Consider the following 25,406-nt stretch of genomic DNA (forward strand, 5'->3'; position numbering starts at 1 on the left):
TCAGCGGTCCTGGTCGTGGTCGACGCGGCGCGACCGCAGCCGCAGGTCGCCGTCGACCCGGACCAGCACGTCCCGGACCACGCAGCTCGGCCCGATCTCCGGCTGCTTCACGCTCGGATGCACGGTGAGCACCAGGGCGTAGCTCGTCGCGTCGATGCCGCCGTCGTCGCGGTGGTCGAGCACCACATGGTTGAACCAGTGCCGGCGCTGCACCGCGAGCCCGGAGAACCGCCGGCGGTGGAAGTCGGTCAGCTCGGCGGCGATGCCCGCCCGGGTCCGGGCCGGCGGCAGGCCGGGCGAATGGGTGAACTCGCCGTCGTCGGTGAAGCTGTCGGCGTACGCCTGGAAGTCGCCGTTGTCGAGCGCCTGCATCTGGCGGGCGTAGAACTGCAGCACCTCGGCGTACAGGTCGGTCGACACACCGGTCGCGATCATGGTTCTCCTCTGCTTGGTCGGTCGCCCCGCGGCAGGTGGCGGGCGACGGGTCAGCCCGGCTCCGCCGGGGACAGGGCGAAGAGCGGGGTGTCGTACTCGACCGCCTCCCCGTTGCCGGCGAGGACCTCCACGACGGTGCCCGGCGCATCCGCGGTGACCGGGATCATGAGCTTCATCGCCTCGACGATGCCGAGCTGCTCACCCGCGCCGACCCGGTCGCCGACGGTCACGAACGGCGGACTGCCGGGCTGCGCGGCCACGTAGAAGACCCCCACCGTCGGGGCTCGGACGAGGAGCCGGTCGTCGACGGCCGGGGCGCTCTCCTGCGCGGGGATCGCCGGGCCCGCGGCCGGATGGGCCTGCCCCTGGGCCGGGACGACGGTCCGGACGCCCTCCGCGACGCCCCACTCGGCGGTCACGGTGACCGCCCCGGCGGTGATCTCCAACCGGGCCGGCGGGTCGCGGAAGCCGGAGAGCAGCCGCAGCACGCTGTGTTCGACGGTCTCCAGGAGGTGCTGCTCGTCCCTGGCGGTCTCTGCCTGCCTCACGGTCGCACCCCTAGTAGTTCCCGAGCCCGCCGCAGACGTTCAACGCCTGGGCGGTGACGGCATCGGCGGCGGGGCTGACGAGGTAGCCGACCATGGCGGCCACCTCCTCCGGCTGGACGTAGCGGCCGATCGGCACCCGGGCGTTCACCCGCTGGAGCACCTCCTCCGTGGGCACCTGCCAGAGGCCGGAGTAGACCTCGCGGACCCGCTGCGCCATCGGCGTCTCCACGAAGCCCGGGCAGACCGCGTTGACGGTGACCCCGGTCTTCGCCAGCTCCAGGCCGAGCGCCTTGGTGAAGCCGACGACACCGTGCTTCGACGCCGAGTACGGCGCGCCGTGCAGCACGCCCTGCTTGCCGCCGGTGGAGGCGATGTTGACGATGCGACCCCGACCCCGGTCGAGGATGCCGCCGTTGTTGAGCACCTCCTTGGTGACCAGGAAGACGCTGTTGAGGTTCGTGTTGATCACGTCGAGCCAGAGGTCGTCCGGGATCTGCGCGGTGACCCCGCCGCCGGAGCGGCCGGCGTTGTTGACCAGGATGTCGACCGGTCCGAACCGCTCGACGCCGGCCCGGACGAACGCCCGGACGTCCGCCCACGAGGTCACGTCGCAGGTGCCGCCGTCCACCTCGAACCCCTCGTCGGTGAGGGCCTTGACGGTCTCGGCCAGGGCGTCCTCGCGGCGGCCGCACAGGTAGACCCGTACGCCGTCGCGGGCGAGGTGGCGGGCCACCGCCAGACCTATCCCGCTCGTCGCGCCGGTGACGAGCGCGACCCGTTGATCCTGCGTCATTGTTCCTCCGTAGCCGTGTTTTGGGCGGGGTGGCCGTGCGCCGCGTACCGGTGTTCAGGCTGGCGATCGGCGCTTGAAGCCCGGTCGAGTCCGTCTGGAGCCGGTCGTACGTCTCAGCGCCGCTCGTCGACGAGCGCGGTGGTGTGGGTCGCCGTGCGGAACGCGGCCGAATCGACCACGTCGGCGAGGAAGTCGGCGGTGATGCTGACCCGCTCACCTCGAACGTGGAACTCGGCCAGCGAGCGGAGCATCCGGGCGATCGCCTGCTCCCGGTCCGGCGCCCAGACGATCAGCTTCGCCAGCAGCGAGTCGTAGTTCGGCGGTACCACGTACCCCTGATGGGCGTGGGTGTCGACCCGCACGAACGGTCCGCCGGGTGGGATGAACTCGGTCAGCTTCCCGGGCGTCGGCGCGAATCCGCGCCGCGGGTCCTCGGCGTTGATCCGGCACTCGATCGCCGCCCCGGAGAACCGGACGTCCTCCTGCGCCAACCGCAGCGGCCGACCCGCCGCGATCCGGATCTGCTCGGCGACCAGGTCCACCCCGGTCACCATCTCGGTGACCGGATGCTCGACCTGGATCCGGCAGTTGACCTCCATGAAGTAGAAGCCGCCGTCGGGGTCGACGAGGAACTCGAAGGTGCCCGCGCCGACGTAGCCGGCGGCGAGCGCGCCGGCCACCGCCGCCTTGCCCATTTGTTCCGCCAAGCCGTCGGGCAGGTTGGGCGCCGGGGTCTCCTCGATGAGCTTCTGGTGCCGCCGCTGCACGCTGCAGTCCCGCTCGCCCAGGTGGACGGCGTGCCCGTGCCCGTCGCAGAGCACCTGGATCTCCACGTGCCGGGCCTGTGCCAGGTACTTCTCCACGTACACCTGGCCGTTGCCGAAGAGCATCCGGGCGGTGGCCTGGGTACGGCGGTAGGCGTCGGCGAACTCCTCGGTCGTGTGCACCACCTGCATGCCCCGTCCACCGCCGCCGGCGGACGCCTTCACGATGACCGGGTAGCCGATCCGGTCGGCCAGCCGCTGGGCGTCCTCCGGCGAGAGCGGTTCCAGGCTGCCCGGCAGCAGTGGCAGGCCGGCCCCCGACATAATCGTCCGGGCCGAGGCCTTGTCCCCCAGCTGCGCCATCACCGCAGCCGACGGCCCGATCAGCGTGATGCCCTCCATGGCGCAGGCGTCGGCGAAGTCGGGGTCCTCGGAGAGGAAGCCGTAGCCGGGGTGGATCGCGTCGGCGCCGGTCATCCGGGCCGCCTCCAGCACGGCCGCCGCGTTCAGGTAGCTGAGCTTCGGCGGTGGCGGCCCGAGCTGGACGGCCTCATCGGCCATCCGGACGACGAGGGAGTCGCGGTCGACGGTGGAGTGCACCGCGACGGTGGGGATGCCCAGCTCACGGCACGCCCGGGCGACCCGGACGGCGATCTCGCCGCGGTTGGCGATCAGGACCTTGCGGAACAGCCGGCCCGTCACGAGACCCCCTGTCGTTCGGACCGGAGCCCCGTCTCGACGGTCAGCGCCGTCCCGAAACCGCGGAACCGTTCCCGCCGGTCGGTGACGAGGGCACGCGGCGACATCCTGGACAGCTCGTCGACCGCCGTCACCAGCGCCGCCCGCAGTCGGTCGGCGGCGCGCAGCGGGTCCGCCCCGGTGCCGCCCTCCGGCTCGGGGATGACGCCGTCGACGATGCCCAGCCGGAGCAGGTCACGGGCGGAGCCGCTCAGCGCGGCCGCCGCCCGTGGCGCGGCCGCCGGGTCCTTCCAGAGGATGGCCGCGCATCCCTCCGGGCTGATCACCGAGTAGACGCCGTTGCCGAAGATCAGCACGCGGTTGGCCACGGCCAGCGCGAGCGCCCCGCCGCTGCCGCCCTCGCCGATGATGACGCTGACGACCGGCACCTCCAGGCCGGCCATCAGCCGCAGGTTCTCGGCGATGGCCACCGCCTGGCCGCGTTCCTCGGCGTCGGCTCCCGGATACGCGCCGGGGGTGTCGACGAGGGTCACCACGGGCAGCCGCAACTTCTCGGCGAGGCGCATCAGGCGGGCGGCCTTGCGGTAGCCGTCCGGTCCGGGCATGCCGAAACTGCGCTGGTTCAGCTCGGCGGCCGTGTGTCCCTTCTGGTGGCCGATCACCATCACCGGCCGGCCGACGAGTCGGGCCGTGCCACCGACCACGGCGGGGCAGTCACCGCCCAGCCGGTCGCCGTGCAGCTCCTGGAAGTCGGTGAACGCCATCGCCAGGTAGTCCAGGGTGGTGGGGCGGTCCAGGCGCCGGGCGAGCCGTACCTGCTCCCACGGGTCCGCCTCGGGCAGCAGACCGGGGTCGCTGACCCGGGGGTCCGTCGGGCGGTCAGGCAGCTCGCCGTGCGGGCCGGGGGCGGCCGCCGCCAGCAGCCGGGACAGTTCGGCCCGGAGCCGGTCGCGCGGGACGACCAGGTCCACGAAGCCGCGTTCGAGCAGGAACTCGGCGGTCTGGAACCGCTCCGGCAGCACCTGGTGGATGGTCTGCTCGATCACACGGCGACCGGCGAAGCCGAGGCGGGCGCCCGGTTCGGCGACGATGACGTCGGCCAGGGTCGCGAAGGAGGCGGCCACCCCGCCGTACGTCGGATCGGTGATCAGCGAGATGGTGAGCAGGCCCGCCTCGTCCAGCTGCCCGAGCGCGGCGCTGGTCCGGGCCATCTGCATCAGGGAGAGCGGTCCCTCCTGCATCCGGGCGCCGCCGGAGGAGGTGACGATTAGCAGCGGGACCTGCTCGACCAGCGCGGTCTCCGCGGCGAGCGTGACCAGCTGGCCCACTCCGACGCCGAGGCTGCCAGCCATGAAGCGGAAGTCCATCGCCGCGACGACGACGGGGTGGCCGCCGATGGCGCCGCGGGCGCAGACCACGGCCTCGTCGAGCCCGGTACGGGCGCGCGCGTCGGCCAGCCGCGTCGGGTACGGAACGGTGTCGACGAAACCGAGGACGTCCTCGGTGACGGCGGGGATCGTCAGCAGCTCCAGCGCGCCCGGGTCGAAGAGCTGTGCCAACCGTTCGGGTGCGGTGAGCCGGGCGTGGTTCCCGCACTCCGGGCACACCTTGAGGCCGCGCGTCCACCGCTTGCGGTACAACGGTGTCGTACAGCCCTGGCAGAGCACCCACTGCGCCTCGTCGGCGCCCTCGATCGTCGTTAGGGTCATCCGTCCTCCTCGGCAGACACGTCGTCTGTGCGGACGCGGCTGATCGCCAACGGTGCGGTGCGCCGCTCGAACATCGGCAGGATTCAGATCGTGGCCGTCAGCGCCTCGTCGAGGCGGCATCGAGTGGTCCTCGAGAGGGCGGTAGCACGGTGGAGGATGTCCGCCCGCCGACGAAGGGGCCATGCCGTGACTCCGGTGCATTCCTCCAACGTGGACGACACCACGCGGCCCGGCCTCGACCGGTCCGCCTTCACGGAAGCCATGTCGCGCTTCGCCTCGGGAGTCACCATCGTCACCACCGTCGACCCCGACGGTGTCGCCCACGGCTTCACCGCCAGCTCGTTCTGCTCGGTCTCGCTGGACCCGCCGCTGGTGCTGGTCTGCCTGGCACGTTCGGCGAACTCGTACGCCGCCTTTGCCGGCTGCGACCGGTTCTCGGTCAGCGTGCTGCGGGCCGACCAGGCCGACCTCGCGCTGCGGTTCGCCCGCAGGGGCACCGACAAGTTCAGCAACGGCCGGTTCGTCACCGGGACTGGTGGGGTGGCCGCGGTCGACGGCGCCCTCGCCCTGTTGGAGTGCACCAGCGACCGTACGTTCGACGCGGGCGACCACGTCATCCTGCTGGGCCGGGTGCATCACGCCCGGGTCGACGAGGGCAGCCCCGCCATCTACTTCAACCGGACCTTCCGCACCTTGGTGGACCGGTAGGGCAAGGCCTCCGCCTTCTTCGCCCGTGCCGGCCCCGGCATCCACGACACCGCCCTCGCCACCGCCGCGACCCGGCCGCCGGCCGACCGCCGCCGGCCACGACGCCGGTCCATCGTCCCCGGGGAACGGTCACCGGGGGCGTGGCGTGCCGGCGCCGCCCGTGGCCCTCCGTCGACGACGACCGCCGGGTCGGAGGGCTGGGCAGCAGCTCTGGTAAGGCGCCGCGCGCCCGGCCGCAGGCAGGGCGCCGGGTCCCGCCAATCGCCGTCCCGGCCGACTGCGACAAGCGGGTGAATGTTGCGCATGAAAATGTCGTACGCAATAACAATCGAGCGCCGACAAACTGCGGCGACGTACCGAATAGCATTCGGCACACCGGCGCCGTGAGGCAGATCACGATGGTCGTGTGGACGTTCATTGAGGTGACTTCAATAAACTACCGGCTGTCGAATTTGAGTCACCACTATGTCCATTGACAGCACCAGGTAGCAGTGATTGCCTACACACCGCAAGGACCAAGGGGGGGACCATGACGTGAGCGGACCACCGAGGCACGGGCCCACGCCCGCGCCACAGCGCGGGCAGGGCGAAGGGAAGCAGCAACCACAGTGGACTCCGGGGGGCGACCCGGAATGACCGCTTCAGGCGAATCGGCAGCCATCGGACGACATTTTTCCGATACGCGCCGTCGGCATTTCGAGCTACCGGGTTAAGCGGGGGGATGACCATGAAGTTCAATGTGCTCGGATCACTGGAGATAATCACCGACAGCGGCGAGTCCATACCGCTCGGAGCGTCGAAGATCAGCCAGGTCCTCGCACTGCTGGTGGCCCGGGCGGGTGAGGTAGTCAGTGTGGACACACTCGTCGAGGAACTGTGGGGTGACCAACCGCCCCGAAGCGCCCTGACGACTCTGCAGACGTACGTCTACCACGCGCGGCGGATGTTCGCGCAGAAGCAGCTCACCCGACCGGAACGCAACGTCCTGCTCACCCGCTCGCCCGGCTACCTCCTCGACGCCAGCGTGGACGAGACCGACGCCACGATCTTCGAGCGGCTGCTCCGGAAGGGCTCCGAGCGGCTCCAGGCCGGGCAGCCGGAGGAGTCGAGTGGCCACCTGCGGGACGCCCTGGCACTCTTCCGCGGCTCGGCGTTCGCCAGCGTGAGCATGGGGGCCGTCCTGGCGGCACACGCGGCCAACCTGGAGGAGCTACGGACCCGGGCGATCGAATTGCGCATCGAGGCGCAGGCGCAGCTGGGGCGGCACCGCGAGCTGGTGCCCGAGCTGCAGTCGCTGGTCATCGCCCGCCCGCTCAACGAATGGTTCTACGGGCAGCTCATGGTCGCGCTGCACCGTTCCGGCCGCCGCGCGGAGGCGCTCGAGGTCTACCAACGGCTGCGTCGGGTGCTCCGGGACGAACTGGGGGTCGAACCGACTGCCGAGGTCCAGCGGCTGCACCGGGTGATGCTGGGGCCGGTCCCCCCGCGCGCCCCGGAGGCCGTCGACAGCTTCCGCGAGCTGGGGCTCGCGTTCAGGTTGGAGGACGGGATCCTGGAGTCGGGGGCCCGACACACGGCCCTGCGGACGGCCATGCCGACCCGGGTGACCACCTGACCGGAACGATCCGGTTTCGACCGGTCGGCCGCTCCGCCGTCACCCGCGGCGGAGCGGCCGTCGCTCGTCGTGGGGCACACGGCTACTTGCGTGTCATGCGGTCCACTGCCCGGCGCACGCCGCGAGGGCCTCCTGCGTGCAGGGCAGGTGGTCACTCACGGCCGCGAACGCGAGCCACAGCCCACGCCGGATGAGCCGAGCGGAAATCAGAGACCTGGTAACGGCCCTCGGCGACATCGCCGCCGCCCTCCGCCACGCCGACCCCGCCGACAGGGCCGAGGTCTACCGCCAACTCGGTCTTCGGCTCACCTACCAGCCAGAAACGCAAACGGTGCGCGCTTCAGTGGATCTAAGCGCGCACCGTGGGGTAATGGATTTGTGTCCGAGGGGGGACTTGAACCCCCACGCCCTATACGGGCACTAGCACCTCAAGCTAGCGCGTCTGCCATTCCGCCACCCGGACCTGCTCGTCCAGCCTACCCTGTCGGCCGAAGTGATCTTCTCACCGGTTCGGCCGCCCCGGTGGGCCGCACGGGGCATTACTGTACACGGCCCGGATGGATCATGCACATCGCCGTCATGCCGCAGCGTTTGCGCAGGTCAGCGTGGCAGGGCGGCAGCCGGCACCGGCGGCCGGTATCGGATGCTGGGGGCCGGGTAGCGAGGAACCGGCGATTCCGGGCAGCATTGCTCACGTGTCCCACCCCTCCCCCCTGACCGCCGCTCAACACCAGGCGCTCGCGCTGCGCTCCGCGGGCGATCTGGCGACCGCCCGCCGCCTGCTCGCCGACGCCATCGCGGCGGCCCGCCTGGCGTACGGGGAGGACCACCCCGACGTACTGGCCACCGGCCATCTGCTGGCCCGGCTGCACCGCGAGGCCGACGACCCGGCCGCCGCCCGGCGGGTCCTCGAGGAGGCGTACGCGGCCGGCGAGCGCCGCCGCGGCGACAGCGACCCGCTGATGCTCGCGCTCAGCTTCGACCTCGCCGGGGTGGCGGAGGAACTTGGCAACCGGCACGAGGCCCGCCGCAACTACGCCCGCGTGGCCACCGCCGGGCCCGCCGTGCTCGGTCCGGACCACCCCGCGGTACGCGCAGCCCACCAGTACCTCGGCGGCTCCGCCGCCGCTCCCGCCCCGCCCGGTCCGCTCGCCGGCGGCTCCGCCGCCGCTGCCGGCCCGCAGCCCGATCCGGGGGCACTGTCCGGGCCGACCATGTCGCTGCCGGCGGTGCAGCCGCCGTACCCGGCACAGCCCGCCCCGCCCCGGCCCGGCGCTCCCGCGGCGCCGGTACCCGGCGCCGAATGGGCACCCCCGCAAGGGCCGGCCCGACCGGCCCCGTGGACGCCGCCCGCTCCCGGCCCGGCGACCCACCTGCCGCCACCGCCACCGGTCCCGCCCGCGCCGATCAGCGCCGCTCCCGCCTCGGCCCCACTGCCGCCGCCCCCGGTCGTCTCCGCTCCCCCGACGCCGATCTCCGGGCCGGGGGGGCCCGGTGGCGGCCCGTCGACCGACTGGGCGCCGCCCGCGGAGGCGACGACCCGCTTTCCCGCACCGGCCGCCACCGGCCCGGCCCCGGCCACCCCTGCGCCGCCGCCGGTCGCCGCCGTGCCACCGGCGCCCGGAGTCACGCCGGTCGCGCCCCGGCCTCCGGTCGTCCCGGCACCGCCTCCGACCAGCGCGCCGCCGGGACTGGTCCCACCCGCCGTTCCCCCGATGCCGCACGCGCCCGGCGCGGCACCGCCCGCCCGACCGGCCTCGGCACCGCCAGCACACACCGCGCCCCCGGTCGTGCCGGCCGCACACGGCGCGCCGCCGCCCGTCGCACCGCCCGCACACACCACGCCGCCCCCGGTCGTGCCGCCCGCACACAGCGCGCCGCCGCCCGTCGCGCCGCCCGCAGCACGCCCGGCACCGCCGGTCGGGTCGATGCCGCACGCGCCCAGCTCGGTGCCGGCCGCCGCGCCGACGCCGGTGCCGCCCGCGCGGACGCCGATGCCGCCGGTGTCGACCGCACCGCCGGCTGCCCCGCCGTCGGTCCCGCTGCCGCCGGCGCCCGTCATCCCGCCTCCGGCCCGACCGGTCTCGACGCCGCCGGCACCCGACCCGGCATCGGCCGCGCCGACCTCCGGCGCGCCGGGAACGCCGGTTCCGCCCGCCCCGGCGACCGTGCCACCGGCGCCGCGGATCCCGGCCCCGACCTCCGCCGCGCCCGCGCCCGCGCCCTCGCCCTCGCCCTCGCCCTCGCCCTCGCCCGGGATGCTTCCTCCCCCGCCGGCCATCCCGGTCTCCGCCCCGCCGACGTCCGCGGCGCCGATCCCGGCACCCAACTCGGCCCCGCCGGCATCGGAACCCGAAACGGCCGTCGCACCACATCGGACGCCCGTCCAGCCCGCCCCGAACGCGGGCGACGCCGGCCCGGGCGAGGGCGGCGACGCCCCCGCAGCCCCTGCGCCGGGGTGGGACAAGCCGACCATCCAGGTGCAGCAGATCGGTCCGCTGCTCCGGGAGGAGGCGGAGCGGATCGCCGCCTCGACCTCCCCGGGCGCCGGGGCGACCGCCCAGGTGAGCAGCCAGCCCGTGAGCGCACCCCCGGCCGGCAACTCGCCCGTGAGCGCACCCCCGGCCGGCAACTCGCCCGCGAGCGCGCCCCCGGCGGGCAACTCGCCCGTGAGCGCGCCCCCGGTGAGCGGTCCGCCGGCCGAGCCGCCCGCCGCCGGAGCCGCGGTCGCCCCGCCACCCGTCGGCGCGTGGCTGGCGAACCCGCCGGTGAGCGGGCCGCCCTCTGGCGGCGGAGCCCGGCAGGGTCAGCCGTCGGTGGACGAGTCCGCCGCCGGGACGCGATCGGTGCACGACACGTCGGTCTCCGGCGCCCCGGTCAGCGGCCCACCCCTGCCGCCCTCACCGGTCAGCAGCATGCCGACCTCGGGAATGCCGAGCAGCGGTGCGCCCGATGGCGGCGGTCGCCTGCCTGCACCGCCGGTGAGCGGCCCGCCGACCAGCGGCACGCCCGTCCCACCGCAGCCCGTCAGCGGGCCGCCGGGCGGTGGCGCGCCTTTCCCGCCGCAACCCGTCAGCGGCCCACCGAACAGTGGCGTGCCCTTCGCATCCCAGCCCGTCAGCGGGCCACCGACCAGCGGCGCGCCCCTTCCGCCGCCGGTCGGCAACCCGCCGGCCAATGGCCCGGCGCTGCCTCTGCAACAGGGCAACGGCGCGCCTCTCCTACCTCCGCCGGTCAGCGGGCCGCCGGTCATCGCCGGACCGAGCACGGGCACGCCCGGCGGCGGTCTCCCGTTCGGCGCGCCACCCGCGAGCGGACCGCCGCCGAGCACTCTCCCACCGCCCGGCCAGCCGGTCAGCGGCCCGCCCGGGTACCCGGTGAGCGGGCCCCCGACGCCCGGGTATCCACCGCCGGTGAGCGGGCCGCCCGCGGCCGCGCCGGTCAGCGCCACGCCGGTCAGCGCCTCGCCCGTGCCGCCCTGGGGGATGACCGCACCGCCGTGGAGCAGCGCCGCCCCGCCGCAGCCGGTCGAGCGGCCCGGCGACCCACGCCCGGAACCGGTGGTGGACGAACCCGCCACCGTGGACCCGGATCCGGCGCCGGAGAGCGGGGACGAGGCGGCCCGGCCGCTGCCGGTCTACGACGGGCTGCTGGCCTTCCCCGAGTCGAAGCAGCCGGCGCCGGAGCCGTACCCGAGCCAGGGGGCCTGGCCGGCGGTGCCGCCGGCGTTCCACCAGCCGGCCGCGTACCCGGTGGCGGAGGAGCCGGAGCCGCGCGGCCGCAACCGGACGGTGGTGGCCGTGGTGGCCGGCGCCGTGGTGGCCGCGGTGGCGGCGGCCGTCGGCGTCGGCGCGGTGCTGCTCAACCGCGACCCGGCGCCGCCGCCTGCGCCGGCGCCGACCGCGGCGAAGCCGAAGGTGAGCGGTCCGCCCCCGGGTGACCTGCGGTTGCAGGACGACACCACCACGATCACGGTCACCTGGACCGACCCGACGGACGGCGGGGTGCCGTTCGTGGTGGCCGGCGGGCGGGCCGGGCAGAAGTTGGGGGTGATGGCCACGGTGGACGCCGGGCAGACCCGCTACACGGTGAACGGGTTGAGTCCGAAGCTGGACTACTGCTTCACGGTGCTGGCCGTTTACTCGACGGACACCTACGCCACCTCGGGCCAGGTCTGCACCGACCGGGAGGGCGGCACGACGCCGAACTGACCGGCCTCCTACGACACGCTCGGTGTCCACAGGGGGACGGTGCGGGTTCCACCGGCCCCGGCCGGCCCCTATGATGGCTCCCGGCTCTGGGGAGGGTCGACCACGCGCGCCGCCCTCCCTCACCGACGCGGGGAGGCAGCCGGCAGTGACCACCATTGAGGACGTCACGAGCACCGGGCCGGAGACGGCCCGCCCCCGGTCGCGGATGCGGGGCGGGCTGGTGACCATCGGCACCGTGGCCGCGCTGCTGGCCGCCATGGGGCTGACCGTGCTCGGGCTGGGCGCCGCCGACAACGCGGTGGCCAACTACGACGCCTCGTCCTGGTTGTGGAGCACCAGCCGCAGCGAGCTGGCCCGGGTCAACGGCGTGACCGCCCGGGTGGACACCCGGATGGAGGTGCCCGGCGGGCGCCGACACCAGATGCAGGTCGCCCAGACCGACCGGCTGCTGATCCTGCGCGATCTGAACACCGGTCAGGTCAGCTCGCTGGACCTGGCCACCCTGCAGATCACCGCGACCACCCCGACCGCACCGGGCCTCGGGGTCAGTGTCGCGCTGCAGGAGGAGGCGGCGTTCGTCGTCGACGCGGTGCAGGGCATCGTCCGGCAGCTCGACCCGCGGTCGCTGACCCCGGTGGGCGAGCCGGTGCGCTACCCGCCGGGCATCGCCGGCGGGGCGTTCGACGGCGCCGGCAAGCTGTGGATCGCGGTGCCGAGCGAGGGCACCGTCTCGGCGGTCACCGCCGCCGAGCTGCCCGCCACCCCGGGCGCCGCGCCGCCCGCCGGGCTCAGCCCGAAGCGGGTGGAGACGTACGAGGTCGCCGAACCCGCACACGAGCTGGTGGTGTCCACCCTGGACGAGGGGGTGGCGGTGCTCGACCGCACCTCCGCCTCGCTGGTCACGGTGCGGGCCGGCCAGACGCTGCGGGCCGACCTCACGATGACCGCCCCGGGCAACCTGCCGACGCGCACCAGCGGCCCGCAGGTGCCGGTCACGGTGGCCGGCGAGCGGAAGGTGCACGTGGTCCGCGACGGCGCCGAGGTGCACCGGTTCACGGTGCCCGGCGCTGGTGAGCGGCTCAGCCCCGCGGTCGCCTGGGCGGGCCGGTTCTACTGCGCCGACGAGAACACCGGCACGGTCTACTCGTTCGACGCCAACGGGCAGCTCGTCGACACCATCAAGGGCTCCGGCCGGCCCGGCCCCATGGAGCTGGAGGTCCGCGAGAACCACCTCTTCATCAACCCGCCGAACTCGTCCACTGCCCAGGTCGTGGACGACCGGAACCAGATCCGCGAGGTCAACAAGTACGCCAACGACGTGCTCGGCGGCGACCCGCCGCCGGCTCCCCCGCCGCCGCCCCCGCCGAAGAAGCCGAAGGTGGGCAAGCCGGGCGCGCCGCGCGCGGTGACCGCCGCCGCCGGCAACGCGTCGGCGCGGGTGAGCTGGCAGGCGGCCGCGTCCAACGGCGCCGAGATCACCCGGTACGTGGTGGAGGGCGCCGGCCAGCGCCGCGAGGTGGGCGCGAACCAGCGCGCCCTGGAGATCACCGGGCTGACCAACGGCGAGACGTACACGTTCGCGGTGCACGCGGTGAACGCCAAGGGCGACGGGCCGGCCCGCCGGAGCAACCCGGTCACGGCGACCGCCGCCGTGCCGGATCCGCCGGCCAGTGTCACGGCCGAGGCCCGGCCGGACGGCACGGTGCTGGTGAAATGGCCGGCCGCCAACGGCCAGGGCAACACCGTCACCAGCTACGCGGTGACCGCCAGCTCGGCCGGCGCGACCGCCCCGGCCGGCGAGTCGCCCAAGACCGAGCTGGTCATCCCCGCCGGCCAGTTGGAGTACGGCACGCAGTACGCCTTCACCGTGATCGCGGTGAGCGACAAGGGCGCCGGGTCGAAGGCCTCGCCGGTGAGCAACACGGTGGTGCCGTTCACCGCCCCGGCCGCCCCGACCGAACTGCAGGCGTCCACGGTGGCCGACCAGCCGGGCACCATCGCGGTGCAGTGGGCGCCGGCGGTGGACAACGGCCGCCCGGTGACGAAGTACGTGGTGGAGGCGGCCGGAAAGACCACCGAGGTGACCGACGTGCGCACCACGATAGGGGGGCTCGGCGACGGGCAGAACGTCACGGTCAAGGTGAAGGCGGTCAACGAGGCCGGTCCCGGCGCGGAGGCCAGCACCACGGCCCGCACGGTGGCCGCGCCGCGGGTCACGGTGACCGGCTCGTCGGCCGACGCCACCTCGGTGACGGTGACGTTCACCGTGGACGCGGGCGGTGGCCGGGCGACCTGCTCGGCGGCGACCGGCGGCAAGACCGCCAGTGGGAGCTGTTCCAGCCTGCGGGTGACCAGCCTGACGCCGGGCACGGCCTACACGGTGACGGTGACGGCGACCAACGCGGCCGGCAAGGGCACCGCCACCCGGGCGCAGGGCACCGACGCGCTGTACGGGATCGCGACCTGCAACAACGGTCCCAGTGGGGATCAGCGCACCTACTGCAACGCGGAGGTGGACGGCCGCAACGGCAACGAGATCTTCTCGGTGCCGCAGCAGCTCAACGCCAAGCAGGTCGGCTGGGCGAAGCCCGGCACCCGGCTCAAGGCGTACTGCCGGAAGCAGGGCGACAACGTCGACTCCTGGATCTACAACAACCAGAAGCAGAGCACCTGGTGGGTGCAGGTCGAGTACTCGGGGCGCAACTACATCCCGTGGGCCTGGCTGAACCTGGAGGGTGGCGACGACATCAACCTCCTGCCCACCTGCTGACCGCGCCGCACCGAGGAGCACCTGCGCCCGTGAACACCCACGAACCGCTCACCCAGCCGGAGGTGCAGGGCTTCGCCGCCCTGGCCGCCCGGCTGGCCGAGAACGTCAACGCGGTCGTGCTGGGCAAGCCGCAGGTGGTCCGGCTGGCGCTGACCGCGCTCTTCGCCCAGGGGCACGTCCTGCTCGAGGACGTGCCCGGGGTGGGCAAGACGACCCTGGCCCGGGCGGTCGCGGCGACCGTCAAGGGCCAGTGGCGGCGCATCCAGTTCACCCCGGACCTGCTTCCCTCGGACGTGTCCGGGGTGACCATCTTCAACCAGGCCACCCGGGGCTTCGAGTTCCACCCGGGGCCGGTCTTCGCGAACATCGTGATCGCCGACGAGATCAACCGGGCCTCGCCGAAGACCCAGTCGGCGCTGCTGGAGGTGATGGAGGAGCGCACGGTCACCGTGGACGGCGTACGCCACCCGGTGCCGCAGCCGTTCCTGGTGGTGGCCACCCAGAACCCGGTCGAGATGGACGGCACCTACCGCCTGCCCGAGGCCCAGCTCGACCGGTTCCTGGTGAAGCTCTCCGTCGGCTACCCCGACGAGGCCGTGGAGGTGGAGGTGCTGCGGGGCGCCACCCTGCGCTCCCCCGACTCGCTCACCGCGGTCACCGACACCGCCACCGTCGGCGAGATGGTGAAGATGGCCCGGCGGGTGCACATCGCCGAGCCCCTCTACGCGTACGCGGTGCGGCTGGCCGCGGCGACCCGCACCCATCCGCAGGTGCGGGTCGGGGTCAGCCCCCGGGGCGTGATCGCGCTGACCCGGGCGGCGTGCGCGTACGCGCTGATCGACGGGCGGGGCTGGATCATGCCGGAGGACCTGAAGACGCTGGTCGAGCCGGTCTTCGCGCACCGGCTGCTGCTCACCCCGGACGCGCAGGTGCGCGGGGTGACCCCCGCCGACGTGCTGCGCCAGGCGGTCGCCTCGGTGCCGGTGCCGCTGCCGTCGGGCCAGCCCGCCCCGATCCACGGCTGACCGGTGGGGATCACCGCCCGCGGCGTCGGGCTGCTCGTCGCCGCCGTCGTGCTGCTCGGCGTCGGCTTCCGGTACGCGTACCCGGAGCTGACCGTGCTGGGCGCGGCGGCCGGCGTCGCGGTCGGGTACGCCCTGGTCACGGCCGCCTGGCGCCCCCGGTTGACGGTCGAGCGGGTGGCCGACCCCGACCGGGTGGCCCGGGGTGAGCCGGCGGCCATGGTGCTGACCGTGCGCAACACCGGCCGGCTGCGGGCGGCGAACCTGGTGGCCGAGGACCGCTGCGCCGGCCGGTTGGTGCCGGTGCCGCTGCTGCGGTTGCGCCCCGGGAGGGACACCGAGGTGCGCTATCCGGTGCCGACCCGGCGCCGGGGCGTGGTGCCGGTCGGGCCGCTGCGGGTGACCCGGCGCGACCCGCTGGGTCTGGTGGCGCTGGCCCGCGCGTACGGGGACACGGTGCCGGTGTGGGTGCATCCGCGCATCCACCCGCTGTCGGCGGTGCCGACCGGCGCCGGCCGCAGCCTGGACGGGCGCACCGACAGCGTGCCGCACGGCTCGATCACCTTCGACTCGCTGCGCGAGTACGTGGTGGGCGACGAGTTGCGCCGGGTGCACTGGCGGACCAGCGCGCGGGTGGGTGAGCTGATGGTGCGGGAGAACGTGGACACCAGCCTGCCCCGGCTCGTGGTGCTGCTGGACAACCGGGCGGCCGCCCACCCGGACCGGGCCGCCGGGGTGGCCGAGTCGTTCGAGTCGGGGTGTGAGGCGGCGGCGTCGGTGGTCGCCGCCGCGACCCGGGAGGACCTGCCGGTGAGCCTGCTGCTGGTCGCGCCACCGGACGAGGAGCCGGCGGGCAGTGGTGGACCGCTGGACCGGCTGGCCGCGGCGGAGCTGGCCGAGGGCGGGGCGGACGTGCTGCGCGCCGCGCTGACCCGGCTGCGGCAGGACCGGCTCGGCGACACGCTGATCTATCTCACCGGTCCGGGTGCCCGCGGCGACCTGGGGCACGTCGGCGCGCTGCGCCGCGCGTACCCGTCGGTGGTGGTGGGGATGTTCGGCGCGGCGGAGCCGACGGCGGCCGGCGCGGCGGGCCTGGTGGTGGTGGACGCGGCGGACGGCGCCGAGTTCGCCGCCGAGTGGGACGGGATCCGCCGGTGGTGACCGTAGCCCCGCCGCGCCCGGCGGTCGACGCGCCGGCCGGGCCGGACGGCGGGCCTGGCGGCGTCGCGGCGCGGGTGCTGCGGGCCGTGCCCGTGCCGATGGCGCTGATCGTCATGATCACCCTGGCCGGCGTGGTGCTCGGCCGGGTGTACGCGGACCCGCTGCTGGTCCGCCTGACGGCCGGCGCGGCGGTCGGCTCGGTGCTGGTGAGCGTGGCGGCCCGGCGGCTGCCGTCCTGGCTGGTGGCGCCGCTGTCGGTGGCCGTCCTGGCCGGCTGGACGCTGCTCTCGCTGCGGCTGGCGGCCAGCCACGCGGCGCTGCCGGGCGGCCTCGCCGAGGTGGCGGCGGACGCGGCCCGCAACGCCATCCCCCGGCTGCTCACCGCGATGATCCCGGTGGAGCCGGCCCCGGACACCGTGCTGGTCCCGGTGGTGGCCGCCTGGCTGACCGGGCTGGCCGCCGCCGAGGTGGCGCTGCGGGCCGGCCGGGTGCTGCTCGGCTACCTGCCCCCGGTGCTGCTCTACGCCGGCGCGCTCTACGTGGTCGGGCCGAACGCGGGCCCGGCGGTGGGCCCGACGTTGCTGTTCGCGGCGGTCGCCGCCGTCGGGCTGGCGGCGCCCGCGGGGCGGGTGGGCCCGGCCGCGGCGGACCCGGTCGCCGGCCTGGCCCCGGCGGTCCGCGCGGCGGTGCGGCTGCGGCTGCTCGCGGCGAGCGCGGCCGGGGTGGCGGTCGTGGTGGCGCTGACGGCCCTGCTCGCCCCGGTGGTGGCCGGCCAGGTCGACGCCCGCCCGGTCGACCCGCGCCGCTACGTCGAGCCGCCGCAGGTGGAGTCGCTCGACGAGAACCCGCTGATCCGGATCTCCGGGTGGGCGCTGAACCCGGACCAGAAGCTGCTCGACGTGCGGACCGAGGCGGGCGCGGCGGACGCCGGCCCGCCGCGGATCCGCCTGGCGGTGCTCAGCGACTACGACGGGGTGACCTGGCGGGTGGGCGCGACGTACCGGAACGCGGGGCGGATCCTGCCGGCCGCCGAGCCGACGCCGGGCGCCGCCACCGACCCGGTGCGCCAGGAGATCACCGTGGCGGACCTGACCGGGCGGCTGCTGCCCGCGGTGCCGGCGCCGCGCGAGGTGACCGGCGCGCGGGTGGCGTACGACCCGGCCACCGGGACGCTGATCCGGCCGGAGGGGCTGGCGCCGGGGCTGCGGTACGAGGTCGCCTCGGTCCGGGAGCGGCCGGACGTCAACCTGCTCAGCACGGCGAACGTGCCGGCGGGCGACGCGGTGGCACGGGTGCTGCGGGTCGCCGACGGGGCGCCGGAGCAGGTGCGCCGGCTGGCCACCCAGCTCGCCGAGGAGAACGGCGCCCCGTACGCCCGGGCCACCGCGATCGCGGACTTCCTGGCCGAGCACTACCGGGTGACCGCGGACGCGCCGAGCGGGCACGCGTACCCGAACCTGGCGTTCTTCCTCTTCGGACCGCGCAACGGCGGCGGGCAGCGGGGCACCTCCGAGCAGTTCGCGGCGTCGTTCGCGGTGCTGGGCCGGCTGGCCGGCCTGCCCACCCGGGTGGTGGTCGGCTTCGAGCCGAAGGCGGACGGCCCGGTCCGGGCGGCGGACGCGTACGCCTGGCCGGAGGTGCTCTTCGAGGGCGTCGGCTGGGTGCCGTTCGACCCGATGCCGCGCCCGGACGAGGAGCCACGCCCGGTGGAGGAGGACTTCCGGCCGAAGCCGGAGGACCCGCCCCCGTCCGAGGTGCCCGCACCGACCGTGGAACCCACCGCCACCCCGCCGGCCGCGGCCGGCCCGGACCGACGCGACGGCCAGGGCGGACCGGGTACGCCCGTGCTGATCGGCGGCGGCGTCGGTGCCCTGGTGCTGCTGGTCGGGGCGGCGCTGCTGACCCTGGCGACGCTGCGCCGCAGGCTGACCCGGGGCCGGTTGGCGCAGGGTGACCCGGGCCGCCGGATCGCGGGCGCCTGGCGGGAGCTGACCGACGCGCTACGACTGGCCGGCCACCCGGTCGGCGCGGATCTCGCGGCGGCGGAGGTCGCCGCGTTCGCCCGGTGCACTCTGGCCCAGGCTCAGGCGGCCGACGGCGGCCCGGCGGACGCGACCGCGGACCGGCCAGGCGAGGCGGTCGACGAGCTTGCCGGGCTGCTCAACCAGGTGGGGTTCGCCCCGGGCAGCGTGACCACCGAGCAGGCCGAGCGGGCCGCGGACCTGGCCGGGGGGTACGTGTCGGCCCTACGCGACGCGCGCGCCCGGTGGCGGCGGCTGCTGTGGCAGGTGCACCCCGGTCCGCTGCGCTGGCGTCGCTGACCCGCCGGGGCTGACGCCGACCACCGGGATCGACGACGGGTGGGCCGTGCGGTTCGTGCTGCACGTCGACCACGACGAGCCGGCTGCCCAGCCCGGCAGACTCACGCCGTCCACCGACGTCTTGGCCGGGTACCGCCGGGCGCCGCGAGGTGTCCCGGGCACCGCGGTCCTGGTGTTGTGCGTGACCGTCGAGCGTGAGACCGAGGTGCATCGTGGTGGGTCTCCGCCCCGTTGCCACTGACAGTGGGGACTGCGACGCTAGACCGGCTCTACCGGGCGCGCAGCGCCGCTGAGGCGACCTGGACCGTGACCGCACGCGAGGGCCTGCTGCGGTTGGCCGAGATAGTCCGGTAGTCGGCAACGGTCCACACCGAACACGTTGGTCGGTGCTGCCGGCAGATCCCGGGCCGGTCATAACTGGGCATCGGTGACACCGCCTGTCACCGACCGGCAGAGCGGTCTGCTGGCGATCCCGGGTCTCCAATCGGCGGCCCGATTCCTACCCACCGCCTCGGTCATGAGCTGCCGAGGGCGATCGCGCAACAAGCACCGGCAGTTCCAACTCCGGATGGAGCCCAGGATGCCCGCGATGGGGGTGCCGGGAGCCACGAGCGGCTGAGGCTAGGCTGCTGCCGTGGTTGAGGCGCGGGGGACGATCCCCGAACGAGTCCGACGGGCGCTGTATGGGTTGAGCCGCGGTCATTGCTACGCGCTTGAGTGCGACGAGCCGGTGATCGTTCTCGACGGCGGCCAGCCTGTTTTTGTCGGTGAGATCGCGCACATCGTCGCGGCGGTTGCGTCCGGCCCGCGCGGCGGCGTGAACGTCCCGGATCGTAACGCGTTCGAGAACCTCCTGATCCTGTGCGGCCGCCATCACAAGATCATTGATGATGTGCGAACCCGAGGCCGGTATCCGGTCGACGTGCTGCGTGAGTGGAAGGCCAAACGCGAGGCCGAGTTCGACACCGCGACCCGCGAGGAGCTGCACCGACTCGACGACCTGCCAGTTCGGCTGCCTGACCTGCTCGTCGAGGCATTCCGCGACGCGACCACCGAACTTACGGCGACCGTCGACCGGTTGGAAGCCACCGGCCAACTCACCCACGATGCCGCGCGGCTGCTGCACGCGGCGCTCGCGCGCACCGCGAACACTGGTCCGGGCGTGGGCGACGGTGTGCCGGGGGTTAAGGAGGCGTTCGAGGAAGCGTACGACGCCGCCGGCGGCGCGTCGTTTCTCGGCCTGCCCAGCGCGGCAGCATACGAAACCGGCCCCGGTGTCGTGCAGCATCTGCGCGGCGCCCGCTGCGGCCACCCCGCAGTGATCTGCGCGATCACGGGCAGGGCGGCGGTGGTTATCACCGCAGACCTGTGGAACGGGATCGCGAACATCGGCGGCGGCCGTCCGAGCGGCGGGGTGCACGGCGTCGGCTTCCCGGTGCACACGACAGGCGGCGACCAGCGTTACATCGGCCCGACCGTTGAGCAGGTACCGACTGCGGGCGGTTGGTGGCGCACGGGGACCATGCGCCGGGCCGGCGACGGCCAGTGGATCTGGATTCCGGATCTTGCGTTCGACTCGAACAACGCCGGCGATGCTGAAACGGCCTTCAACTCGCAGTCGGCGTTGGATCTGCGGCTGCGGCTCGCCGCGCAGATCCCGTTCGCTCAGGACGAGCCGAGGTTGACCGCATCGGGCCGGCGTCGCCTGACCGCCGAGTTGGGCGAGCCGGAGATGACTGCGATCGTGGCCGCCTTGGCTGCCGACAGGACCGGGGTGCCGTCCGAACTGCGGTGGCGACCGTGTGCCGACCAGTTCGCCCGCAACGACAGCTGGGGCGCCTCCTATGAATGCGTGATCCACTCAGCCGAGGGCCGGCCTACCATTCGCGGCACGCTGCAATTCCTCATGCCCGACCTCATGCGCTCTCAGCGGCTCGCAAGCCTAGTCGACGTTGAGATCGACTTCGACGGCTGCCAGACCGAACCCTGCCAGCCGAACACGCCAGTGACCCGGCGGTTGTCCCACGTGGAGATTGCCGAGTTCTTTATCACGGCGTGGCGCCTCGCGTTCGACGTTCTTCCTCTGGCCTTGGGCGAGCCCGTCGCAGGCGGGGACCCCGGTGACCGGCCCCGGGCGAGCCTGTACATCATCAACGAGCGCGGGCAGAACATCGGTGGTGAGCGGACCTTCCGGCTCGGTGACCTGGTCGATCTAGCTCCGTTCGGTAGCACCCACAAGACTTACCAGTCCCGGCTGGACATCGCCGTCGTTGGCCGAGGGTCGCTGAGCGGACACGCCGCACGCGACGTCGTGCGGCGGGCGCTGGTGCGCGCGGCCGAGGACGCCGGGTTCGACGCCGCGGATCTTGTCACCTGGTGAACTATCCCGCCGGGCACCGCACTGGCCCGCCCTAGCCGCGAAGGCGCGCCGGCCGGGAACGCGGCAAGAGCGGTGCCGAGCAGGACCTTGCTGACGTCGAGGTCGGCCTTGATCTGCGGGTAGCGCGGGATGACTTGGCGAACAGGGGCGGCGTTGGTGAGGAACAGCGCGGCGACGCTGCACGGGCTCGGCGCGCCTGCCGAGTCGGCGAGGTGAGGCGAGGCGAGGCGGACAAGACCATCTCCAAGCGCGTAGGCGGACGTGTGAACGACGGCGGGCGCCGTTGGGATCATCGCAGGTGGCGATCGATGGCGTGGCGGATCTGCTCAGCCGTCATGGGTTCGGTGGCACCGCGCTGTGCAGAAACCTTCAATGAGAGCGTCGAGTTCGCGGGCGGTGGTGGTATCGAAGTGGCGTTCCAGCGCCTGACGACTGCCCCGCATCCAGGCTTCCGTGACGGCCTTGAGCGCCGGCTTGCGTGCTGCCGCGTACAGCTCCGTCAGGACGAGGTTGTGCGATGAACGCGCAGGTCGTAGGACACCAGCGAGATCACCGCTTCAATGGCGGCGTCGGAAGTCGCTAACTTGATCTTTAACCGGTGCGGCGTGGACGGGGACTACTCGAGGTCTTCGGGCTCTTCCTGGCGCACGCGCTGATCTGCACGTCGTGACGTTGGGGGGCTGCTTGTTCGGCCGGCCTGCTGGTCGCCCCGTCCGCGGCTCGATGGGCACAGACGCCTCGACCTCCCCGCTGCCCACTCGGCCGCAGCTGCGGAAGTGCCGCCTTTTCTAAGTCATGGTCGGGATATCGGTACGCGGCCGTCCAGCCGATGTCTACTGTGCCCGCCGTTGTGGATGTTCTCTGTCAAGTAGCGGCTTGGGCGTTGGCCCCCGCCTTGAAGCGCCCCGGGTTCTGTGGAGACTAGAGATGTGACGACGGGCCGGACTGACGAGCAGGGTATGCCTGAGCTGCCGCCTGAGGTAGTCGACCGAATCGTTGATGAGTTGTCCTCGCGAGGTGAGAAGGCGGTCACGTGCCTGCGAACCGCAGCCGCGTTGATCAAGCAAGCGGTGGACGACGATCGTGGGCTTCGTTTGGCTGAGAGCGCCGGATACAACCTTCGCGAAGCACTTGACGCCGTGGTCACTGGACGTCCCCCAGTCAGCGGCGGCCTACCCGCGATCCTGGAGGCATGGGCGCGTTACCAGTCGGAGGTGGCCCAGCCCGACGCGGACATGACCGCGTCGTTGAGCGCGTTGGAGGATGCGCTGCGCCGCGTCGCGGAGAACCGAGACCGAAGCTCGTACCACGCTGCGCGTCTGCTGGGTTACCTACGCGACAAGACCGGCGTTGATCCTCTTCAAGGGGAAGCGGACCCGATTGGCGAGTACAACCGACTGCGAAACGACGCGAACACGGCCTTGCACGCGGAGTCGGCGCTGGACGCGGTGACGGCGCTGTACGACCGGACAGTGGCTTGGTTCATCCGGATGTTCACACCGCCGGATACGGTGGTAACTGCGATCAGCGAGCTGGCCGCTGAGCCGTGGCAAGGCGTAGAGCAGATTGGCAAGCTGCGGGAACTGGCCACGAACCCGCACCACCTGAGATTGTTCCTCGGACGCCTCACCGACCCCGCCTGGCTCAACGCCGTGTACGACGCGGGCCTTCTGAAACTGCCGCAGCCCAATACGGCCTGGCCGGCAGCTAGCCTGCTGGAAGGGCTCGGGCGGAGTTCCCCAGCTGAGGTGGCGGGCCTGCTTGAACGCATGCTCGCCGACTCCAACGTATTGCGGCAGGATCGGCGGCTGGGCGCAAGGTTCGAATTGCTTCGCGTGGCGTCGCAGATCGGGACGGCTGGACATTCGGTCGTAGGACGGATCGTCGAGCTGCACGCCAACGTTCGGGCCGTTCGGGCGCTCACGTTCGGGGTGCTCAAGCGCGCCGATCCGACAGATCCGGTGGTCCTCCGGGCGGCGGATGCGATGTTGAGCGGCGAGCCGGTCGACCGCGACGACTACTACGCCGGTGCGGTGCTCGACCGGCTGGCAGCCGGACTCGACGCCGGCAACGTCGCTGAGCGCACGCGGATGCTGTCGGCCAAAGTGCGTCGGCTGGCGCGTCACCCCGACATGCGGTTCGTCGCGCTCGACATCGCCCGGCTGACAGCCGACCTGGGCGAGGAGCGCGGTTACCTCGCCAAGGTCACGCACTACCTCGCTCGCATGCTGTCACGTGCCCGTGAGCTCGGCGTTCCAACCGCGGATCTGCTCGACTGGACGAAGAGCATCCCCGGTGCGATCGGCGAGCGGATCACCTGCAGGATCCTGGCGGAGGCAAACGACGTCTCCCTGCAGGACAAGATCGACCACATCACTCAGCGCTTGGCGTCCTCGACTTGTACCGGGGACGATCGCGACCTTGTCACCAACGTGCTCAACGACGATCCGGAGCCTGATGCGCTCGACGCCTGGCGCAGCGCGCTAGGAACGCCCTCCGCCGCGCCGGAAAATCCCGCGTCTGCATTGCCAGACGACTGGGCTCGGGCGTGGCGATGGTCCATGGTGCTACCCGCATCCCTGCTTGCAGGGTGGCGGGAGCCCATAGCCCAAGTCGCCGCCCGGCACGGTGAGCCGGATCCGCAAGCCCTCGACCGCAGAAGCGAACGATTCGAGCTGCACACCGGCCAGTCCGCCCGCAGCGAGGACGAGTTGACTGCGCTCCCAGTCATCGAAGCGGCTGAACTGGTCGCAACCTGGCGCCCTGACGCGGCCAGCGAGGCGAGGATGCTCGGAGCGCGGGAACTTGCCCGAACGCTGGAAGCTGTCGTGAAGGCCAACCCCGATAGGTGGTCGACAGACCCAGTCGCAGTCGTCACGGCCCTTCACGAGCCGGTCTACGTGCTCCACTACTTTCGCGCCCTCACCGACGTGGCTGGCGAGATCACGCCCCGCGCGCCGCAGATCCTCAATGCAGCAGAACTGGCGCGGACCACCCGATGGGAACCCGCTCTACTGGGGCGGGACGACTTCGACTTCGAGCCCGGCTGGCACAACGTCGACACCGCCGCCGTGGACCTACTCGTGGCCCTCGCCAACAAGAGCGCAGACCTGACCGCGCATTTGGAGACGGCATGGGCATGGGCCCTCGAACTGATCGACCGCATACCGGACGCAGACGACGACGCAGGCGAGGTTAGGATTTCGGGTAGCGACCCGGACGCCCTGTTCCATGCGATCAACCATCCGAGAGGCCGTGGACTTCAAGCAGTGCTCGCCCTCGCCGGATGGGAACGTCGTCAGACTGGGACCATCAGGGCCGAATTCACAAAGCTTCTCGACGAGCTCGTCCGGATGCCCGGACGTGTCGGGATGCAGTACAGGGCGATTCTGGCAGAACATCGAGTGTTCCTCGAGGCAGTCGCGCCCGCGTGGCTTGAGCAGAACACCCCAACGTTGTTCAGCGACGACGACCGCGGACGTGAGACATTCGACCTGACGCTCAAGTATGCCCGACCGACCTTGTGGTTCTATAGGCACTTCCGGAGCCAGATATTCGCCGCCGCCCGAAGAGGCGCTGTCAACGCCGTTGGCTGCCTGCTTGTCGGCGCGCTCAATGGGGAGGACGGCTACTCCAGCGACACGATCATCGAGGGCCTCCGCGGCGACACCACCGCGTTGACCAGTGCCACTAGCGAGATCGCGTACTTGGTGCAGTCCAGTCAGCCGGGCACCCCCGAGCTAGAGACCGCCGTCATGTTCTGGCGCGCGTTGCTCGAAGCTGACCGTCGCGTCGTTCCAGCCGAGGCGCTGCAAGCATCCGGCCGGTGGGCGCTCGTGACCGGTCTCTCCGATGAGGTCTGGGCGGAGCAAATGGTTCGGACTCTGGAACTCACCGGCGGGCACATCGACCTGCCGATCGAGGTGGCCGATCGCTGCAAGGCCGCAACCTCGTCAGGCGATAGCACCAAGATCCTCCTGCTTCTGCTCGGCCAAGGCGAGCCGTGGGAACAGGACTACGTCGCGCGTGCTGGTGTGGACAAACTCCGGACCCTCGCCCGACGGCAGGTAGCTGAGGGGTTCTGGCGCCTGCGTACCAGGCTGATCGAACTCGGATATCACCAGGCAGCGGAAGTCACGCCGGCCACCGGCCCTGAACCCAACGATGAGTGAAAGCCTCGAGTAGCACGCAACCGCCGATCGCCGAGACCACCCCGCCGGCACCGGATCTGTCACAGAGGGAGGCCGCGTGACAGAACCACGACCTGCGA

General features: G+C 72.9%; 14 protein-coding genes and 1 tRNA gene. 9 read left to right on the forward strand and 6 right to left on the reverse strand.

Annotated elements, in window-relative coordinates; translation table 11 throughout:
- From ABZV78_RS04790 to ABZV78_RS04810, 5 genes are all read right to left on the reverse strand, one after another.
- On the reverse strand, nucleotides 1-435 hold the full coding sequence (locus ABZV78_RS04790; RefSeq protein WP_355635427.1) for a nuclear transport factor 2 family protein: 435 nt from the start codon (nucleotides 433-435) through the stop codon (nucleotides 1-3).
- A gap of 50 nt (nucleotides 436-485) precedes the next feature.
- Complete coding sequence (locus ABZV78_RS04795) at nucleotides 486-983, reverse strand: biotin/lipoyl-containing protein (RefSeq protein WP_355635428.1); 498 nt, start codon at nucleotides 981-983, stop codon at nucleotides 486-488.
- Between the two features lie 10 nt (nucleotides 984-993).
- Nucleotides 994-1,776, reverse strand: a complete 783-nt coding sequence (gene fabG, locus ABZV78_RS04800) for a 3-oxoacyl-ACP reductase FabG (protein WP_355635429.1) — start codon at nucleotides 1,774-1,776, stop codon at nucleotides 994-996.
- 113 nt (nucleotides 1,777-1,889) lie between these two features.
- Nucleotides 1,890-3,230, reverse strand: a complete 1,341-nt coding sequence (locus tag ABZV78_RS04805) for an acetyl-CoA carboxylase biotin carboxylase subunit (protein WP_355635450.1) — start codon at nucleotides 3,228-3,230, stop codon at nucleotides 1,890-1,892.
- Between the two features lie 8 nt (nucleotides 3,231-3,238).
- On the reverse strand, nucleotides 3,239-4,948 hold the full coding sequence (locus ABZV78_RS04810) for an acetyl-CoA carboxylase carboxyltransferase subunit alpha (protein ID WP_355635430.1): 1,710 nt from the start codon (nucleotides 4,946-4,948) through the stop codon (nucleotides 3,239-3,241).
- 186 nt (nucleotides 4,949-5,134) lie between these two features.
- On the opposite strand from ABZV78_RS04810, the gene ABZV78_RS04815 reads away from it, so the two are divergent.
- Both ABZV78_RS04815 and ABZV78_RS04820 read left to right on the forward strand, forming a co-directional pair.
- Nucleotides 5,135-5,656 (forward strand): flavin reductase family protein, encoded by a 522-nt coding sequence (locus ABZV78_RS04815; RefSeq protein ID WP_355635431.1) that lies wholly within the window; start codon nucleotides 5,135-5,137, stop codon nucleotides 5,654-5,656.
- Nucleotides 5,657-6,383: 727 nt separating this feature from the next.
- Nucleotides 6,384-7,271, forward strand: a complete 888-nt coding sequence (locus ABZV78_RS04820; protein ID WP_355635432.1) for an AfsR/SARP family transcriptional regulator — start codon at nucleotides 6,384-6,386, stop codon at nucleotides 7,269-7,271.
- A gap of 379 nt (nucleotides 7,272-7,650) precedes the next feature.
- Here the strand turns inward: ABZV78_RS04820 and ABZV78_RS04825 are convergent.
- A tRNA-Leu gene (locus ABZV78_RS04825) sits at nucleotides 7,651-7,734 on the reverse strand.
- Nucleotides 7,735-7,966: 232 nt separating this feature from the next.
- Here ABZV78_RS04825 and ABZV78_RS04830 point away from each other — a divergent pair.
- From ABZV78_RS04830 to ABZV78_RS04860, 7 genes are all read left to right on the forward strand, one after another.
- Complete coding sequence (locus tag ABZV78_RS04830) at nucleotides 7,967-11,482, forward strand: tetratricopeptide repeat protein (RefSeq protein WP_355635433.1); 3,516 nt, start codon at nucleotides 7,967-7,969, stop codon at nucleotides 11,480-11,482.
- A 205-nt stretch (nucleotides 11,483-11,687) separates the two neighbouring features.
- A complete protein-coding gene (locus tag ABZV78_RS04835) occupies nucleotides 11,688-14,252 on the forward strand; it encodes a fibronectin type III domain-containing protein (RefSeq protein ID WP_355635451.1) in 2,565 nt (854 codons plus the stop codon).
- Nucleotides 14,253-14,281: 29 nt separating this feature from the next.
- Nucleotides 14,282-15,277 carry a MoxR family ATPase gene (locus ABZV78_RS04840; protein WP_355635434.1) on the forward strand — a complete coding sequence of 332 codons (996 nt, stop codon included), beginning with the start codon at nucleotides 14,282-14,284 and terminating at the stop codon, nucleotides 15,275-15,277.
- Between the two features lie 3 nt (nucleotides 15,278-15,280).
- Nucleotides 15,281-16,435, forward strand: a complete 1,155-nt coding sequence (locus ABZV78_RS04845) for a DUF58 domain-containing protein (protein WP_355635435.1) — start codon at nucleotides 15,281-15,283, stop codon at nucleotides 16,433-16,435.
- Nucleotides 16,436-16,533: 98 nt separating this feature from the next.
- Entirely contained in the window at nucleotides 16,534-18,756 is a 2,223-nt protein-coding gene (locus tag ABZV78_RS04850) for a transglutaminaseTgpA domain-containing protein (protein ID WP_355635452.1), read from the forward strand.
- A gap of 634 nt (nucleotides 18,757-19,390) precedes the next feature.
- The gene (locus ABZV78_RS04855; protein WP_355635436.1) at nucleotides 19,391-21,136 is read left to right on the forward strand and encodes a hypothetical protein; all 1,746 of its coding nucleotides are present in this window, start codon (nucleotides 19,391-19,393) and stop codon (nucleotides 21,134-21,136) included.
- A 959-nt stretch (nucleotides 21,137-22,095) separates the two neighbouring features.
- Nucleotides 22,096-25,308 (forward strand): hypothetical protein, encoded by a 3,213-nt coding sequence (locus tag ABZV78_RS04860; protein WP_355635437.1) that lies wholly within the window; start codon nucleotides 22,096-22,098, stop codon nucleotides 25,306-25,308.
- Nucleotides 25,309-25,406: the final 98 nt, after the last annotated feature.

Source organism: Micromonospora sp. NPDC004540, assembly GCF_040610095.1.
Lineage (GTDB): Bacteria > Actinomycetota > Actinomycetes > Mycobacteriales > Micromonosporaceae > Micromonospora.